Source organism: Roseateles sp. GW821-FHT09G03, from assembly GCF_059416045.1.
Window position 1 is genome coordinate 151,018 of sequence record NZ_JBWKOK010000004.1, and the last position, 15,971, is coordinate 166,988.

General features: G+C 68.5%; 17 protein-coding genes. 1 reads left to right on the plus strand and 16 read right to left on the minus strand.

Annotation, left to right across the window (positions count from 1 at the left end):
• Positions 1-21: 21 nt before the first annotated feature.
• The gene (locus AC07OZ_RS16115; protein WP_495468104.1) at positions 22-795 is read right to left on the minus strand and encodes a class II aldolase/adducin family protein; all 774 of its coding nucleotides are present in this window, start codon (positions 793-795) and stop codon (positions 22-24) included.
• Between the two features lie 128 nt (positions 796-923).
• On the opposite strand from AC07OZ_RS16115, the gene AC07OZ_RS16120 reads away from it, so the two are divergent.
• Positions 924-1,811 (plus strand): LysR family transcriptional regulator, encoded by an 888-nt coding sequence (locus AC07OZ_RS16120; RefSeq protein ID WP_495468105.1) that lies wholly within the window; start codon positions 924-926, stop codon positions 1,809-1,811.
• Here AC07OZ_RS16120 and AC07OZ_RS16125 read toward each other — a convergent pair.
• The 15 genes from AC07OZ_RS16125 to AC07OZ_RS16195 form a co-directional block, all read right to left on the minus strand.
• Positions 1,804-2,796: an alpha/beta fold hydrolase gene (locus AC07OZ_RS16125; protein WP_495468106.1), complete on the minus strand. Its 993-nt coding sequence runs from the start codon at positions 2,794-2,796 to the stop codon at positions 1,804-1,806. The two genes, AC07OZ_RS16120 and AC07OZ_RS16125, sit on opposite strands and share 8 nt — an antisense overlap.
• 10 nt (positions 2,797-2,806) lie before the next feature.
• A complete protein-coding gene (locus AC07OZ_RS16130) occupies positions 2,807-3,814 on the minus strand; it encodes an alpha/beta fold hydrolase (protein ID WP_495468107.1) in 1,008 nt (335 codons plus the stop codon).
• A gap of 288 nt (positions 3,815-4,102) precedes the next feature.
• Positions 4,103-4,522 carry a hypothetical protein gene (locus tag AC07OZ_RS16135; RefSeq protein ID WP_495468108.1) on the minus strand — a complete coding sequence of 140 codons (420 nt, stop codon included), beginning with the start codon at positions 4,520-4,522 and terminating at the stop codon, positions 4,103-4,105.
• A complete protein-coding gene (locus tag AC07OZ_RS16140; protein WP_495468109.1) occupies positions 4,522-4,716 on the minus strand; it encodes a hypothetical protein in 195 nt (64 codons plus the stop codon). The genes AC07OZ_RS16135 and AC07OZ_RS16140 overlap by 1 nt, the downstream gene beginning before the upstream one ends.
• Positions 4,717-5,042: 326 nt before the next feature.
• On the minus strand, positions 5,043-6,236 hold the full coding sequence (locus AC07OZ_RS16145) for an acyl-CoA dehydrogenase (RefSeq protein ID WP_495468110.1): 1,194 nt from the start codon (positions 6,234-6,236) through the stop codon (positions 5,043-5,045).
• A 74-nt stretch (positions 6,237-6,310) separates the two neighbouring features.
• Positions 6,311-6,751, minus strand: a complete 441-nt coding sequence (locus tag AC07OZ_RS16150) for a RidA family protein (protein WP_495468111.1) — start codon at positions 6,749-6,751, stop codon at positions 6,311-6,313.
• Positions 6,752-6,764: 13 nt separating this feature from the next.
• Positions 6,765-7,208 carry an acyl-CoA thioesterase gene (locus tag AC07OZ_RS16155; protein WP_495468112.1) on the minus strand — a complete coding sequence of 148 codons (444 nt, stop codon included), beginning with the start codon at positions 7,206-7,208 and terminating at the stop codon, positions 6,765-6,767.
• A gap of 95 nt (positions 7,209-7,303) precedes the next feature.
• Positions 7,304-8,017 (minus strand): ABC transporter ATP-binding protein, encoded by a 714-nt coding sequence (locus AC07OZ_RS16160; RefSeq protein WP_495468113.1) that lies wholly within the window; start codon positions 8,015-8,017, stop codon positions 7,304-7,306.
• Positions 8,014-8,814: an ABC transporter ATP-binding protein gene (locus AC07OZ_RS16165; RefSeq protein WP_495468545.1), complete on the minus strand. Its 801-nt coding sequence runs from the start codon at positions 8,812-8,814 to the stop codon at positions 8,014-8,016. Before AC07OZ_RS16165 ends, AC07OZ_RS16160 begins: the two co-directional genes overlap by 4 nt.
• A 10-nt stretch (positions 8,815-8,824) precedes the next feature.
• Complete coding sequence (locus AC07OZ_RS16170) at positions 8,825-9,883, minus strand: branched-chain amino acid ABC transporter permease (RefSeq protein ID WP_495468114.1); 1,059 nt, start codon at positions 9,881-9,883, stop codon at positions 8,825-8,827.
• A gap of 4 nt (positions 9,884-9,887) precedes the next feature.
• Positions 9,888-10,808, minus strand: coding sequence for a branched-chain amino acid ABC transporter permease (locus tag AC07OZ_RS16175; protein WP_495468115.1), 921 nt, complete (start codon positions 10,806-10,808; stop codon positions 9,888-9,890).
• A gap of 68 nt (positions 10,809-10,876) precedes the next feature.
• Entirely contained in the window at positions 10,877-12,100 is a 1,224-nt protein-coding gene (locus AC07OZ_RS16180; RefSeq protein ID WP_495468116.1) for an ABC transporter substrate-binding protein, read from the minus strand.
• Between the two features lie 45 nt (positions 12,101-12,145).
• The gene (locus AC07OZ_RS16185; protein WP_495468117.1) at positions 12,146-13,873 is read right to left on the minus strand and encodes an AMP-binding protein; all 1,728 of its coding nucleotides are present in this window, start codon (positions 13,871-13,873) and stop codon (positions 12,146-12,148) included.
• A gap of 68 nt (positions 13,874-13,941) precedes the next feature.
• Positions 13,942-15,093 carry an acyl-CoA dehydrogenase family protein gene (locus AC07OZ_RS16190; protein ID WP_495468118.1) on the minus strand — a complete coding sequence of 384 codons (1,152 nt, stop codon included), beginning with the start codon at positions 15,091-15,093 and terminating at the stop codon, positions 13,942-13,944.
• 8 nt (positions 15,094-15,101) lie between these two features.
• Entirely contained in the window at positions 15,102-15,941 is an 840-nt protein-coding gene (locus AC07OZ_RS16195; RefSeq protein WP_495468119.1) for an enoyl-CoA hydratase family protein, read from the minus strand.
• Positions 15,942-15,971 lie beyond the last annotated feature (30 nt).

Consider the following 15,971-nt stretch of genomic DNA (forward strand, 5'->3'; position numbering starts at 1 on the left):
TGAGCGCTCGCGCCTCGATGTTCAGACGTCGAAGCCTGCGCACTGCCGCTGTGCCTGTCGGAGCAGCGTCGGCCACACGAAGGCGCCGCCAAGGCCGCCGGTCTGCACGCGCATCGACTCCGCGGTTCCGCGGATGATGGCGTCGTGGACGGGCGTCAGCTCGACGCCGCCGGCCTGCGCCGCGATCTGGATCTGGCAGGCGCTCTCGAAGGTGTACATCGACAGGAAGGCGTCGCCGATCGTCTTGCCGACGGTCAGCAGGCCGTGGTTGCGAAGGCAGTAGAAGATCTTGTCGCCGAGGTCGTTCTGCAGCCGCGGCTGCTCGTCGGGACGGATCGCGACGCCTTCGTAGTCGTGGTACGCGAGCGAGGCCAGCACGAAGGTCGACTGCTGCGAGATCGGCAGCACGCCGCCCTTCTGCGCAGACACCGCCACGCCGGCGCGCGTATGCGTGTGCAGCACGCAGCCCACGTCGGGCCGCGCCGCGTGGATGGCGGAATGGATGATGAAGCCGGCCTGGTTCACCGGGAACGGCGTCTCCTGCAGCTTGTTGCCCGACGCGTCGACCTTGATCAGGCTGGAGGCCGTGATCTCGTCGAACATCAGTCCGTAGGGATTGATCAGGAACTCGTGCGCGTCGCCGGGCAGCCGCGCGCTGATGTGCGTGAAGATCAGGTCGCTCCAGCCGTAACGGGCGACGAGCCGGTAGCACGCGGCGAGGTCCACGCGCAGCTGCCATTCGGCGTCGCTGACCTGGCCCTTGAGCGAAGGGATGCGGGCGGTGATGTCGTCCATGAGCGTCTCCTGATCGCGCCGAACCATCGAACGGGGCCGGTCAGCGGCGGATCGTGCTACTGGAGCTTCCATGTCGCTGTCGCATGCACGACAGATCCCCATCGCGAATCGCCAGCGACAATCCCCGCATGGATCAACTGCACTCGATGCGCGTCTTCACCGCCGTCGCGGAAGTCGGCGGTTTCGCCGGCGCGGCGCGCAAGCTGAATCTCTCGCCGGCCACCGTCACGCGCGCCGTCCTCGAGCTGGAGCAGCACCTCGGCGTGTCGCTGCTCACGCGCACGACGCGGGTCGTTCGGCTCACCGATGCCGGCTCGAGCTACCTCGAGGACTGCCGGCGGCTGCTGGGGGACCTCGAAGAAGCGGACAACGCCGTGGTCGGCGTCCACGGCACGCCGCGCGGCCGCGTCACCATCACGGCGCCGGCGATGTTCGGCAACCTCTACATCGCGCCGCTGGTGACCGACTACCTGAGCCGCTACGCCGAGACCCAGGCCGTGTGCCTCTTCGTCGACCGCGTGGTCAACATGGACGACGAGGCCGTGCGCATCGGCGAGCTGCCCGACTCCTCGCTGCAGGCCGTGCGCGTCGGCACCATCCGGCGCGTGCTGTGCGCCTCGCCGGACTACCTGAAGCGCCGCGGGACGCCACGGCATCCCGAGGAACTGGCGCAGCACACCATCATCTCCGCGACCGGCCTGACCGCCACCACGCGCTGGCGCTTCGCCGAGCAGGACGAGGCCCGCGTCTACGACCTGCGCCCCACCCTGATGACGACCACCAACGAAGCGGCCATCACCGCCGCAGTGAACGGCCTGGGCATCACGCGCCTGATGTCCTACCAGGTGCGCGAGCCGCTGCGCGACGGCCGCCTGCGGACCGTCCTTTCCGACTACGAGTCCGGCCCTGTCCCTATCCACGTCCTGCATCGGCAGGGCCGTCGCCCGAATGCGAAGGTGCGCGCCCTGCTCGACCTGCTGATCGAGCAGCTGCGCGCGGACCCCTCGCTCACTTGAGCGAGCGCGCCAGGAAGTCCCGCATCAGCGCGCCGATCGTGGCGCTGTCTTCCTCCAGGGCGAAGTGCCCCGTGTCCAGCAGGTGCAGCTCCGCCTTGGGCAGGTCGCGCAGGTAGGGATGGGCGCCGGCGGCCGGGAAGGTCTTGTCGTTCTTCCCCCAGACGATGAGCATCGGCGGCTGGTGCTCGCGGAAGTAGCGCTGCCACTGCGCGTACTTCGGCGGGTTGGTGCCGTAGCTGTAGAAGAGCTCCAGCTGGATGTCCTTGTTGCCGGGCCGGTCCATGTAGGCCTGGTCCAGCGTCCAGGTGTCCGGGCTCAGGTGAGCGACGTCGCGCGCGCCCTCGGTGTACTGCCAGCGCGTCACGTCCAGCTCGAGGAAGGGCCGCAGCTTGTCGCGGTTGGCCTTGGACTTGTCCGCCCAGTACGCCTTCAACGGCACCCAGAAGTCGTTGTCGATGCCCTCCTGGTAGGCATTGCCGTTCTGCACCACGATCGCGGTGATGCGCTCCGGATGCGCGGCGGCGATCCGATAACCGATCGGCGCGCCGTAGTCCTGCACATACATCGCGAAGCGCGTCAGCCCCAGCGACTCGGTGAACTTGTCCACCACGGTGGACAGATGGTCGAAGCTGTACTCGAACTTGTCCATGCTCGGCATGTCGCTCTGCCCGTAGCCGGGATAGTCCGGCGCGATCACGCGGTAGCGGTCGGCCAGCTGCGGGATCAGGTTGCGGAACATCTGCGACGACGTCGGAAAGCCGTGCAACAGCAGCAGCACCGGCGCGTCCTTCGGGCCGGCTTCGCGATAGAACACCTTGACGCCGTCGATGGTGACGGTACGGTACTGGATGTCGATGCTCGATGGCGCACGGGCGGCGGTTGCAGCGGCTGCAGGCGCCGCGATGGCGACCTGCGCGGGGAACTGCGCGGCGACCGACACGGCGAAGGCGGCGCCGATGGCGCGGATGAGGCGGGATGTCTTCATTTGGATGTTCTCAGCGATGGGTGGAAGAGACGCCGTTGTCGAGGCCGGCGTGCGGGGCTTGCGGGTCGAAGGCGCGGCGATGCGCCCGCATGTACTCGTCGGTCAGGCGCGCGACCTCGTCGAGCCGCGTGTCCATGACGAAGTGGCCGCCGTCGAGGATCTCGACGCGCGCCTTCGGCAGGTCCCGCTTGAACGCCAGCGCGCCGGGCACGATGAACGCCGTGTCGTACTTCCCCCAGACCACCAGCGTCGGCGGCTGATGGGCGCGCAGCCACTGCTGCCACTCGGGGTATCGCGCCAGGTTGGTACGGTAGTCGTAGATCAGTTCGGACTGGATCTCCGCCTGTCCGGGGCGATTCAGATACGCGTGCTCGTCCGTCCAGAGATCGGGGTCGTAGGCGTCGACATCCGGATCGGTGCCGACGTGTCGTGCGCGGGTCGTCGCGAGCGTCAGGTGGCCGGTTCGGACCTCCTGCTCATGCGCGGCGCGATCGGTCCAGAACGCCTGGCGCTTGGCCCACAGCGGTCCGAGTCCGTCGTCGTAGACGTTGCCGTTCTGGAACACCATGCCCTGGATGGCGGCGGGACGTTCCATGGCGAGGCGCATGCCGACGGGCGCGCCGTAGTCCTGCATGAAGAGCACGTAGCGGTCGAGCTTCACCGCGTCGGTGAACTTGCCGACGACCTCGCCGAGGTGGTCGAAGGTGTAGGTGAACTGCGCTGGCGACGGCGCATCGCTGTGACCGAAGCCCGGATAGTCCGGCGCCACGAGGTGGTAGCGGTCGCCCAGCCGGCGCATCAGCGCGTCGTACATGCGGGAGGAGCTCGGCACGCCGTGCAGCAGCAGGATGGCGGGCTTGCTGGCGTCGCCGGCCTCGCGGTAGGCGACCTGCACACCATCGACGGTCACGGACCGGTAGTGGATGGGCGCCGCCGACGCCGTGCCGGCGATGGCGGCGGACAAGGTCAGCGCAGCGGCCGCGACGGCGGCACGTGGAGCGATGGATTTGCGGTTCATGGATGCACCTTCGTGATCTGAAGAGGAGAACTCTCCGGACCGGTCTGAAGGCGCATCAGGGACCGCTCAGTGGCGACGGTTTCCCGATTTCGACTCGCTGTTCAAACCCGTCCGATCGATGGGTTGAATGCTCGTCGAGAGGTCCCGGGAAGAGAATCCGAGCGCGGTCGAAAGGACCATTTCGAGAATTGAAATGGTGGGGCCGCGCATCCCGCGCGGCGCCGGCCCGTTCCCCGACGACACGCAACTGGCGATCGTCTCTCCATCATTGCGTCCGACGCTCTTCGCCTATTCGCCGAGGTACTTCAGCAGATTGGCCCAGAAGTTCAGCTTGCTGCCGAACACCAGGACGACGAGCAGGATCGAAACTGCCGCCGCGATGAGATTTGCGATCACGTTGGACAAGACACCGGACCAGAAGCCCTGTGATCGTGTGACCTGCTTCAGTTGCCGCAAATGTTCAGACTCTGCGTCCGCCAGAGCATCGGAAAGCGACTCTTCCGCCATCTCTTCCAACATGCTCATCGCTTCGGTGCGGTATGCCTCGATCTGCGAAGGCAGATTCATGCTGAGCACGAAACCATGCACATCCCTGTCGGGGTGCGTCTTCATGAAGTCGAGCTTGTCCGCCTTGTAGAGAGCGTATGCGATCAGGCCTGCGAGGTCCTGGCGGCTATCGACAAAGGTTTGAAAGGTTTGATGAAGCATCAAGCGATGACCTTGGCTTTCGCCAACCATCGCTCGTAGGCATTGTTTGCGGCCTTCACGATCTCCTCCCTGCTTGGCATCAGAGCGCGCACGGTGGGCGACGGCTCATAGTCGCGCCCACGAGCCATCAGCCGCTGATTCGCGCGCCTGATCGTGTGAACGGTGATGTACTTGCGAGCGGCCGAGTTCTTCATGAAGGGCAATGCCGCAGCCGCGAGGCTGCCGGAGTGAGGTGGGCGTGATCGGTTTTGCAGACCTGAAGATTCCAATCGTCCGGGACGTTGGTCAGGTGAGGAAGTGCAGCAGCTTCGCATCGGCGAAATGCTCGATCAATGACCCGTATCGGTAGCCGTTGCTGAAAGACTTCACCCCCTCCGTCGAAGCCTCAACCGCCATCAGGCCCCCATGAGGGGTATTGCCCAATCCATATGCAGAAACACGCAAATCTGCAAGTTTCTGCATACAACTTGGGCACGAAAAAGGGCGCCTCAGCGCCCTTCCCTGTTGAGCAGGCGCGGCTTCAGAACGCCGCGATCCCCGTCTGCGCGCGCCCCAGGATCAGCGCATGGATGTCATGCGTGCCCTCGTAGGTGTTGACCACCTCCAGGTTGACCAGGTGTCTGGCGATGCCGAACTCGTCGCTGATGCCGTTGCCCCCCAGCATGTCCCGCGCGGTGCGCGCGATGTCCAGCGACTTGCCGCAGCTGTTGCGCTTCATGATGGAGGTGATCTCCACCGCCGCCGTGCCCTCGTCCTTCATGCGGCCCAGCCGCAGGCAGCCTTGCAGGCCCAGCGTGATCTCGGTCTGCATGTCCGCGAGCTTCTTCTGCACCAGCTGGTTGGCCGCCAGCGGCTTGCCGAATTGCTGGCGGTCCATCGTGTACTGCCGCGCCGTGTGCCAGCAGAATTCCGCCGCGCCCAGCGCACCCCACGCGATGCCGTAACGCGCGCTGTTCAGGCACGTGAACGGTCCCTTCAGGCCGCGCACGTCGGGGAAGGCGTTCTCCTCCGGGCAGAAGACCTCGTCCATCACGATCTCGCCGGTGATCGACGCCCTCAGACCCACCTTGCCGTGGATCGCCGGCGCGCTCAGGCCCTTCCAGCCCTTCTCCAGCACGAAGCCGCGGATCTGCCCGCCGTCGTCCTTGGCCCAGACCACGAACACGTCCGCGATCGGGCTGTTGGTGATCCACATCTTGCTGCCGCTCAGCGCATACCCGCCGTCGACCTTGCGCGCCCGCGTCACCATCGAGCCCGGGTCCGAGCCGTGATTCGGCTCCGTCAGCCCGAAGCAGCCGATCCACTCGCCGGTGGCCAGCTTGGGCAGGTACTTGCGCTTGGTCGCCTCGTTGCCGAATTCGTTGATCGGAACCATCACCAGCGAGCTCTGCACGCTCATCATCGAGCGGTAGCCGCTGTCCACGCGCTCCACCTCGCGCGCGATCAGGCCGTAGCAGACGTAGTTGAGGCCGGCGCCGCCGTACTCCTCGGGGATCGTCGGGCCCAGCAGGCCCAGCGCGCCCATCTCGCGGAAGATCTCCGCGTCGGTCTTCTCGTGCCGGAAGGCCTCCAGCACGCGCGGCGCCAGCCGGTCCTGGCAATAGGCCGCCGCCGCGTCGCGCACGGCGCGTTCGTCGTCGGTCAGCTGCTGGTCCAGCAGCAGCGGATCTTCCCAGTGGAATGCGGCCTTCGCGGCCTTGGATGCGTGGCTCATGTGTCTCTTCCGTTCTTGGATGCGTGGGGTCTGACGGGTTGCGCTGGCGTCGGCGGCGCAGGTTGGAACCGATCCTAGTCCCGTGCCGGCACCACCGCTGTCACCTCGATTTCAAGCTTCGCACGGTCCTCGATCAGACCGGCGACCTGGACCGCGGTCATCGCGATCGCGTACTCGCTGCCCAGCACCTCGCGGTAGGCCTGGCCCACCTCGCGGCCGCGGGCGACGTACTCGCGCTTGTCCAGCAGGTACCAGGTCATCCGCACGATGTGCCGAGGCTCCGCGCCGGCCTCGGCCAGCACCGCCTTGATGTTGATCAGCGCCTGGCGGCACTGGTCGATGAAGTCGTCGCTCTCGAACTGGCATTGGCCGTTCCAGCCGATCTGCCCGGCCACGCTGACCACGGTCCCGGTCGCGGCCACGCCGTTCGCATACCCGCGCGGCGGCGCCCAGCCCGCGGGCTGAAGCACGCGCTTGCCGGCGCCTGTCTTCTCGTTGTCGGTGTTGTCGCTCATCGTCGTGACTCCTCTACTGCTCTGACGATTGATGGGATTGCTGCTGCTGGACGGCCCGCACCAGCGCGGCGCGGACGTCCTCGGGAAAGGGTTGCGACTGGTGCGTCTCCAGCGAGGTGCACACCAGCACCTGCCCGAAGCTCACGCGCGGACCGTCCGCGCCGTCGAAGCTGACGCGCAGCGACAGCGAGCTGCGCCCGACGCGCTCGATCCACAGCCGCTGCACCAGCCGCTCGCCCTGGCGGCTGATGCGCTCGAAGTTGGTCTGCAGCTGCACCGTCGGCAGACCGACGCGGCGCGGGCCGAGCAGCTCGGCGTACGGGACGCCGAGGCCTTCGTTGAACCAGTCCTCGACGAAGGCGTTCAGCATCTCGAAATAGCGCGGGAAGAACACGATGCCCGCCGGGTCGCAATGCCCGAAGCGGATCAGCACCTCGCGCTCGAAAGCAGCCGTCATGTCGTCCTCCTGGTCATGTCGTCCTCCTGGTCATGTCGTTCCGAGTCTCGCCGTGTCCTGTGGTCTCGCTGCGTTCCGCTGGGTGACGCGTTCCGTCATACGCCCAGGTGGCGATGCCACAGTCCGTGATCCGCCGCCAGCGCCGCCGAGTCCCCGCGCCACACGACCTGCCCGCGCTCCAGGATGCTGTGCCGGTCCGCCAGCCGGATCAGCCGCTTCACATACTTGTCGACCACCAGGATCGTCTGCCCGGCCTGCCGCAGCGTGTCCAGGCAGCGCCAGATGTCCTCGCGGATCAGCGGCGCCAGGCCCTCGGTCGCTTCGTCCAGCACCAGCAGCCGCGGATTGGTCACCAGCGCGCGGCCGATGGCGAGCATCTGCTGCTCGCCGCCCGACAGCTGCTGGCCCATGTTGGCCGCGCGTTCCTTCAGCCGCGGGAAGAGCGCGAAGACGCGCTCGACGGTCCACGGCTCCGATGCGCGGCAGCGGTTGGCCTCGAAGGCCTTCAGGTGTTCGAGCACGCTGAGATTGGGGAAGATCTGCCGCCCCTCCGGCACGATCGCCAGCCCCAGCCGCGCGATGCGGTCGGCGCGCCAGCCGGTGACGTCCTCGCCGGCGAAACGGATGCGGCCGCCGCTCGGCGCCAGCCAGCCGGTCAGGCAGCGCAGCGTCGTGCTCTTGCCCATGCCGTTGCGGCCCAGCAGCGTCGCGACCTCGCCCGGCGCGATGCGCAGGTCCAGGCCGAACAGCACCTGGCTGTCGCCGTAACCGGCGCGCAGGCCGTCGATCTCGAGCAGGGCGTCGCTCATGCGGCCTCCTCCATCGATTCATCACCGAGGTAGGCCTGTTTCACCGCCGCATCGTTGCGGATCTCGTCCGGCGTGCCGGTCGCGATCACGCGCCCGCTCACCAGCACCGAGACCCGGTCGGCGAGCTTGAACACGGCGTCCATGTCGTGCTCGACCAGCAGCAGGGTCAGGTGTTGCGCCTTCAAGGCGGACAGCAGCTCCACCATGTGCGCCGATTCGTCCGGTCCCATGCCGGCCATCGGCTCGTCCAGCAGCAGCAAGCGCGGCCGCGCGGCCAGCGCGAGGGCGAGCTCCAGTTGGCGCTGCTCGCCATGGGCCAGGCTGCCCGCGATACGGTCCGCCATCGCGGCGAGACCGACCAGCGTCAGCATCGCCTCCGCGTCCGCATAAGCCGCCTCGTCCGCGCGCGCCGATCGCCACCACGACGGCGCCGACGGCCGCCGCGCGAGCACCGCCAGCACGACGTTGTCCAGCACCGTGAAACGCTTGTAGATGCTCGTGATCTGGAAGGAGCGCACCAGGCCCTCGCGCACGCGGCGCGGCATCGGCAGCGCGGTCACGTCCTCGCCGTCGAAGAAGGTGCCGCCGCCGTCGGGCGCCAGCGCGCCGGAGATCTGGTGGATCAGCGTCGTCTTGCCGGCGCCGTTCGGGCCGATCAGCGCGTGGGTTTCGCCGGCGCGGACGTCGAAGCTCGCCTCGTCGGTCGCGGCCAGCGCGCCGAAGCGCTTCACGAGCCGATGGACCTGGAGCAGCGAGAGCTCGGGCAATGCGGAGGGCAGCGCCGCAGCCATCGACATCGTCGTGAGGTCAGGCATGGGCGGCTCCCTTCGACTTGGCCGAGGACGTCGAGGAGGTCGATGAGGTCGACGACGCCGGCGCTGCCGAGGTCTTCCTTGACGTGAAGCGGTCGAAGAGGCCCGCCAGTCCGCGCGGTGCGAAGAGCACCACGACCAGCAGGATCGCCCCGAGTGCGAACTGCCAGTGGATCGTCACGCCGGACAGCAGTTCCTCGAGCAGCAGGAACACCGCCGCGCCGAGCGGGCCACCCCACAACGCGCCGGCGCCGCCCAGGATCACCATCACCATCAGCTGTCCCGACTGCGACCAGTGCATCAGGTGCGGCGACACCAGCCCGTTGAGATTCGCCAGGAGCGCGCCCGCGAGTCCCGCGATCGCGCCCGCGACGACGAAGGCCGTCCACTGCACCGCGAAGACGCGGCCGCCGGTCGCGGTGACGCGGGTCTCGTTCTCACGCGCGGCCTGCAGCAGCCAGCCCAGCGGCGAGTTGACCAGCCGCCGCAACCCCGCGAAGACCAGCGCGAACAACACGAGCGCGACCCAGTAGAAGGACGCGTCGTCGGCGAGGTTCACCGGCAGGCCGTTCAACGCGGACCGCGCCGGCACCGGCAGGCCGTCGTCCCCGCCGTAGGCCTTCAGCGAGACGGCCAGGTAATGGAACATCTGCGCGAAGGCCAGCGTGATCATGATGAAGTAGACGCCGCGCGTGCGCAGGCTGATGGCGCCGATGACGGCCGCCGCCGCGCCGGACACGGCCATCGCCGCCGGCCACGCGATCCACGCCGACGCCACGCCCGCGTCCGCCAAGACGCCCACCGTGTACGCACCGATGCCGACGAAGGCGGCGTGACCGAAGCTCACCAGGCCGCCGAAGCCGAGGATCAGGTTCAGGCTCGCTGCGGCGATCGCGAAGATCAGCACGCGCGTGGCGACCACCGTGTAGAACTCCAGGCCCAGCATCTGCAGCAGCGGCGGCAAGGCCGCCAGCGCGAGGAACAGCGCCCAGATCCAGGCACCGCCGGCGCGGTGGTGCAGCAGGGTGCGACGGGGACGCAAGGGGTCGGTCATCGGATCAGCCTCTCGCGGGGAACAGGCCGCGCGGTTTCCAGAACAGCACCGCCGCCATCAGCACGTAGATCAGGATGGCCGCGATCGACGGGCCCAGCGTGGACGCCACCTCCGGCGACGCGACCTGCCGCAGCAGCGCCGGCAGCAGCGTGCGCGAACCCGTGTCCACCAGCCCCACCAGCAGCGCGCCGACCAGCGCGCCACGGATCGATCCGATGCCACCGATGACGATCACGACGAAGGCGAGGATCAGGATGCTCTCGCCCATGCCGACCTGCACGGCCAGCAGCGGCCCGAGCAGGGAGCCCGCCAGCGCGCACAGCGCCGCGCCGATGCCGAAGACCGCCGTGAACAGCCGGTCCGCGGGCACGCCCATCGCCGTGGTCATCGCGCGGTTGGACGCGCCGGCGCGCACCCACATGCCCCAGCGCGTGCGCGTCACCAGCAGATAGAGGCCCACCGCCACCGCGAGTCCCACGCCGATGATCAGCAGCCGGTAGGCCGGGTACATCAGGCCGGGCAGCAGCTCCACCGGACCGGACAACGCGGCCGGCGTGTTGAGCAGCAGCGGCTGCTCGCCCCAGATCATGCGCACGCCCTCGTTGAGCATCAGGATCAGCGCGAAGGTCGCCAGCACCTGGCTCAGGTGATCGCGCTGGTAGAGCCGGCGCAGCAGCGTCACTTCCAGCAGCATGCCGAAGAGCGCCGTGCCCGCGACCGCCGCGAGCACGGCCACCAGGAAGGACGCGCCCGCCGCGATCGCCGCGGCGGCCAGGTAGGCGCCGATCATGTACAGCGAGCCGTGCGCGAGGTTGATCAGGTCCATGATGCCGAAGACCAGCGTCAGGCCGGCGGCCAGCAGGAACAGCATCAGCCCGAACTGCAGGCCGTTGAGGGCCTGCTCGGCGATCAGGATCAGATCCATGGCGGAACGCTCCGGGAAGGCGTCATCGCGAACGGCGGTCGTCGGGTCACGTCAGCGTTCCTGCGCCATCACTTCATCTTGCACTGCGGCGCGTACGCGTCCGCGTGCTGCTCGAAGATCTTGCCCAGCGTCCGGTTGGTCACGCGGCCCTGCGGGTCCTTGGTGATCACGCGCAGGTAGTAGTCCTGCACCGGGTACTGGTTGTGGTTGAAGCGGAAGGGACCGCGCACCGACTCGAACTTCGCCGCCTTCAGCGCCTTCAACAGCGCGGGCTTGTCCTCGATCTTCCCCTTCACGTCGCGCACGGCGGCGGCTATCAGCAGCGCCGCGTCGTAGCCCTGGCTCGCGTACAGCGAGGGCAGCCGGCCGTAGGCCTTGACGAAGTCCGCGACGAAGCGCTTGTTGGCCGGGTTGTCCAGGTCGTGCGCCCAGTGCGAGCTGTTGAACATGCCCAGCATCGGCTCGCCGACGGCCTTGATCACGTCCTCGTCCGCCGAGAAGCCCGGCCCGAACAGCGTGATGTCCTTGGACAGCCCCGCGCCGACGAACTGCTTGATGAAGTTGATGCCCATGCCGCCGGGCAGGAAGATGTACATCGCATCCGGCTTGGCCGCGCGCGCCTGCGCCAGTTCGGCCGAGTAGTCGAGCTGGCCGAGCTTGGTGTAGATCTCGTCGGCGACGGCACCCTTGTAGTAGCGCCGGAAACCCGCCACCGCGTCCTTGCCCGCCGGATAGTTGGGCGCGAGCACGACGACCTTCTTGAAGCCCTTGTCCATCACCGTCTTGCCGATGGCCTCGTGCAGGTTGTCGTTCTGCCAGGCGACGTTGAAGAAGTAGGGGTTGCACTGCTCGCCGGCGTACTGCGACGGGCCGGCGTTGGCGCTGATGTAGGGCACCTGCGCGGCGAAGACGCTGGGGCCGACCGCCAGCATCACGTTGGAGAACACGATGCCGGTCATCACGTCGACCTTGTCGCGCTTGAGCAGCCGCTCGGCGGACTGCTTGGCGACCTCGGGGTTCTGCTGGTCGTCGGCGATGACGGTCTCCACCGCCAGGCCGCCGAGCTTGCCGCCGTTCTGCTGCACCGCGAGCGCGAAGCCGTCGCGGATGTCGACGCCGAGACCGGCGCCCGCGCCGGACAGCGTGCTGAGCATGCCGACCTTGAGCTTGTCGGCCGCGTGCGCGGCGGGCATGGTCGCGGCCAGCGCGGCGGACGCCGTGAGCGCGGCGGACGCTGCGCGGACGACGGTCTGGGAAAGCAGGAACGCGGGGGACTTCGACGGCATCTTCATCGGCTTCTCCGGGAAGGAAAGGGACGGTCGGTCGGAAGACTGCGGTTACTGCTCACGCAGGCGGAAGCGCTGCAGCTTGCCCGTTTCGGTGCGGGGCAGACTGGCGCGGAACTCTATCGCACGGGGGTACTTGTACGGGGCGATCGTGGCCTTGACGAAGTCCTGGATCGCCTTGATCAGCACGGCCTCATCGGTCACGCCGCCGGCAGCGGTCACGCCGGCCGAAGCAGTCGCGGCGGCCCCGCCGATCGCGCCCGGCTTGAGCACCACGAAGGCCTTCACCACCTGGCCGCGTTCGTCGTCAGGCACGCCGACCACCGCGCACTCGGCCACCGCCGGATGCGCGAGCAGCGCGGACTCGACCTCCGGGCCGGCGATGTTGTAGCCGCCGGAGATGATCATGTCGTCGGTGCGCGCCTGGTAGACGAAGTAGCCGTGGGCGTCGATGAGGTAGGCGTCGCCGGTGAGGTTCCAGCCGTGCTGCACGTACTTGAGCTGGCGGTCGTCCGCGAGGTAGCGGCAGCCGGTCGGCCCCTGCACCGCGAGCTTGCCGACGCTGCCTTGCGGCACGTCGTTGCCCTCGTCGTCGACCACGCGGGCGCGGTAGCCCGGCACCGGCTTGCCGGTCGCGCCGGGGCGCGCCGTCTCCTCGGTGTGCGAGACGAAGATGTGCAGCATCTCGGTCGCGCCGATGCCGTCGATCATCTCGATGCCGGTCGTGTCCTTCCACAGCTGACGTGTCGCGGCGGGCAGCGCCTCGCCGGCGCTGACGCACTTGCGCAGCGAGGACAGGTCGTAGGCCTTGCCCGCGCCTGCACTCGAGCCGCCCCCCGAGGCCGCCGCTCCGGCGGCGATCGCCGCGGCCATCGCGCGATAGGACGTCGGCGCGGTGAAGCAGACGGTGGCGCGGTGCCTCTCGATCGCCGGCAGCAGCGCGTCGGGCGAGGCCTTCTCCAGCAGCACCGCCGTCGCGCCGACGCTCAGCGGGAACAGCAGCAGGCCGCCCAGCCCGAAGGTGAAGGCCAGCGGCGGGCTGCCGATGAAGACGTCGTCGGCCCGCGCGCGCAGGCAGTGCACCGGCCAGCAGCGGCAGATCGCGATGACGTCCCGATGGAAGTGCATCGTGCCCTTGGGCTGCCCCGTCGTGCCGGAGGTGAACGCGATCAGCGCGCAGTCGTCGGACGCGGTGTCGACGTTGTCGAAGCGCGCCGGCTGGCACTCGGCCAGCGCTTCGAGTCCATCGGCCGCGTCGCTGCGGAACAGGCAGACCCGCTCCAGCACGGGGAACTGAGCACGCGCCGTTTCCAGCTCCTCGGCCAGCGCCGCGTCGCACAGCGCGTGCGAGACACGTGCCTTCTCGATGACCTGGCCGAGTTCCTTCGCCCGCAGCAGCGGCATCGTCGCGACCGCGATCGCACCGGCCTTCATCACCGCGAACCAGCAGGCGGCCATCTGCGGCGTGTTGGCGCCGCGCAGCAGCACGCGGTGGCCGGGCACGACGCCCAGCTCGTTCACCAGCACGTGGGCGATGCGGTTGGCCTGCGCCTGCAACTCGGCGTAGGTCCAGCGGATCTCGCTGCCGCGACCGTCGCCGCCGATCACGCACGTCCGATCGCCCTGCCCCTCGGCCACCCACCGGTCCAGCAGGTCCCACGAGCAGTTCATGCGCTCCGGGAACTGCAGCTCCGGCAGGTCGAAGACCAGCGCCGGCCACTGGTCCTGCGGCGGCAGGTGGTCGCGAGCGAAAGTGTCCTGGTGGGCGGTGCGATGCATGAGGAAGTCCTTGTCCGTTCCTGTCCGTGCTCGTGCTTGCGTGCTCGTGCTTGCGTGCTCGTTCGTGCTCAGCCGTTCTTCAACAGGTCTCGTCCGATGATCAGCTGCTGGACCTCGCTGGCCCCTTCGTAGATGCGCAGGGCGCGGATCTCGCGGTACAGGGACTCGACGATCTCGCCGCGCCGAACGCCGCGGCCGCCGTGCAGCTGCACGGCCGCGTCGATGACGCGCTGCGCGCCCTCGGTGGCCATCAGCTTGGCCATCGCCGCCTCGCGCGTGATCGTGCGGCCCTGGTCACGCTCCCACGCGGCGCGGTAGACCAGCAGCGCGCTGCTGTCGACCGTGCAGGCCATGTCGGCGAGCTTGGCCTGCGTCAGCGGCAGGTCGGCCAGCGTGGCGCCGAACATGGCGCGCTCCTTGGCCTGATTCAGACCTTCCTCGAGGGCGCGTCGTGCGAAGCCCAGCGACGCCGCGGCGACCGAGGTGCGGAACACGTCCAGCGTCCGCATCGCCACCTTGAAGCCCTCGCCCGGCGCGCCGACCATCGCGGTCTTCGGCACGCGGCAGCCGGTGAAGCGCAGGCGCGCCAGCGGATGCGGCGCGATCACGTCGATGCGCTCGGCGATCTCGAAGCCCGGCGTGCCGGCGTCGACGATGAACGCGCTGATGCCGCGCGAACCGGGAGCCTCGCCCGTGCGCGCGAACACGACGTAGAAGTCCGCGATCCCGCCGTTGGAGATCCAGGTCTTCTCGCCGTCGAGCACGTAGTGGTCGCCGTCCTCACGCGCTGCGCATTGCATCGCGGCGACATCGGATCCCGCCTCCGGCTCGGAGAGCGCGAACGCGGCCAGCGCCTCGCCACGCGAGACGCGCGGCAGGTAGGCCTCACGCTGCGCCGGCGTGCCCATCAGCGAGATCGCCCCCGAGCCCAAGCCTTGCATCGCGAACGCGAAATCCGCGAGGCCGTCGTACCGCGCGAGCGTTTCCCGCAGCAGACAGATGGCGCGCGTGTCGATGGCCTCGCCCTCGCCCGCCACGGCGTGCCGCAGCCAGCCCCCGGCGCCGAGCGCCTTCACCAGCGACTTGCAGCTCGCATCGACATCCTCATGATCGACCGATCCGTGCGCCAGATTGCGCGCGCACCAGCCATCTAGCTCGCTCGCGAGCGCGCGATGACTGTCCTCGAAGAACGGCCAGTCCAGATGCTTCAGATGATTCATGGCCGTCCTCAATCGCCCTTGAACTCAGGGCGCTGTTTCGCGACGAACGCGTGGTACGCGCGGTGGAAGTCCTGCGTCATCATGCAGATCGCCTGCGCCTGCGCTTCAGCCTCGATGGCCTCGTCGACGCCCATCGTCCACTCCTGGTGCAGCATCCGCTTGGTCATCGCATGCGCGAAGTTCGGACCGGCGGCGATCTCGGCGGCCCAGGCCACGGCCTGTGTCTCCAGCACGTCCGGCTCGGCGATGCGGTTGAAGAAGCCCCACTGGAGCGCCTCTTCGCCGCCCAGGCTGCGACCCGTGTAGAGCAGGTCCGACGCGCGCCCCTGCCCGACGATGCGCGGCAGCAGCGCACAGGCGCCCATGTCGCAGCCGGCCAGGCCGACGCGGGTGAACAGGAAGGCCGTCTTGCTGCGCGCCGTGCCGACGCGCAGGTCCGAGGCCATCGCCATGATCGCGCCGGCGCCGGCGCAGACGCCGTCGATCGCGGCGACCACCGGCTGCGGGCAGGCGCGCATCGCCTTGACCAGGTCGCCGGTCATGCGCGTGAACGCCAGCAGATCCGGCATGGCCATCTTCGTCAGCGGGCCGATGATCTCGTGCACGTCGCCGCCGGAGCAGAAGTTGCCGCCGGCACCCTGCACGACGATCGCGTTCACCTCGTCCACGTAGGCCAGCGTGCGGAACAGGTCGCGCAGCTCGGCGTAGGACTCGAAGGTCAGCGGGTTCTTGCGCTCGGGACGGTTCAGCGTGATCACGCCAACCGCACCTTCATGCCGCCAACTGAAGTGCTTCGGCTCGAAGCCCTTCAGGCTGCGCGTGTTGCCGCTGATGAGGTGGCTGTCCATCGATGGGTACTCCTGGTTGTCCTGGGTTCG

Bases quoted from the DNA above. Each gene is read 5' to 3' on its own strand.
- AC07OZ_RS16115 (WP_495468104.1), bottom strand. From the start codon at position 795: ATGGACGACATCACCGCCCGCATCCCTTCGCTCAAGGGCCAGGTCAGC.
- AC07OZ_RS16120 (WP_495468105.1), top strand. From the start codon at position 924: ATGGATCAACTGCACTCGATGCGCGTCTTCACCGCCGTCGCGGAAGTC.
- AC07OZ_RS16125 (WP_495468106.1), bottom strand. From the start codon at position 2,796: ATGAAGACATCCCGCCTCATCCGCGCCATCGGCGCCGCCTTCGCCGTG.
- AC07OZ_RS16130 (WP_495468107.1), bottom strand. From the start codon at position 3,814: ATGAACCGCAAATCCATCGCTCCACGTGCCGCCGTCGCGGCCGCTGCG.
- AC07OZ_RS16135 (WP_495468108.1), bottom strand. From the start codon at position 4,522: ATGCTTCATCAAACCTTTCAAACCTTTGTCGATAGCCGCCAGGACCTC.
- AC07OZ_RS16140 (WP_495468109.1), bottom strand. From the start codon at position 4,716: ATGAAGAACTCGGCCGCTCGCAAGTACATCACCGTTCACACGATCAGG.
- AC07OZ_RS16145 (WP_495468110.1), bottom strand. From the start codon at position 6,236: ATGAGCCACGCATCCAAGGCCGCGAAGGCCGCATTCCACTGGGAAGAT.
- AC07OZ_RS16150 (WP_495468111.1), bottom strand. From the start codon at position 6,751: ATGAGCGACAACACCGACAACGAGAAGACAGGCGCCGGCAAGCGCGTG.
- AC07OZ_RS16155 (WP_495468112.1), bottom strand. From the start codon at position 7,208: ATGACGGCTGCTTTCGAGCGCGAGGTGCTGATCCGCTTCGGGCATTGC.
- AC07OZ_RS16160 (WP_495468113.1), bottom strand. From the start codon at position 8,017: ATGAGCGACGCCCTGCTCGAGATCGACGGCCTGCGCGCCGGTTACGGC.
- AC07OZ_RS16165 (WP_495468545.1), bottom strand. From the start codon at position 8,814: ATGTCGATGGCTGCGGCGCTGCCCTCCGCATTGCCCGAGCTCTCGCTG.
- AC07OZ_RS16170 (WP_495468114.1), bottom strand. From the start codon at position 9,883: ATGACCGACCCCTTGCGTCCCCGTCGCACCCTGCTGCACCACCGCGCC.
- AC07OZ_RS16175 (WP_495468115.1), bottom strand. From the start codon at position 10,808: ATGGATCTGATCCTGATCGCCGAGCAGGCCCTCAACGGCCTGCAGTTC.
- AC07OZ_RS16180 (WP_495468116.1), bottom strand. From the start codon at position 12,100: ATGAAGATGCCGTCGAAGTCCCCCGCGTTCCTGCTTTCCCAGACCGTC.
- AC07OZ_RS16185 (WP_495468117.1), bottom strand. From the start codon at position 13,873: ATGCATCGCACCGCCCACCAGGACACTTTCGCTCGCGACCACCTGCCG.
- AC07OZ_RS16190 (WP_495468118.1), bottom strand. From the start codon at position 15,093: ATGAATCATCTGAAGCATCTGGACTGGCCGTTCTTCGAGGACAGTCAT.
- AC07OZ_RS16195 (WP_495468119.1), bottom strand. From the start codon at position 15,941: ATGGACAGCCACCTCATCAGCGGCAACACGCGCAGCCTGAAGGGCTTC.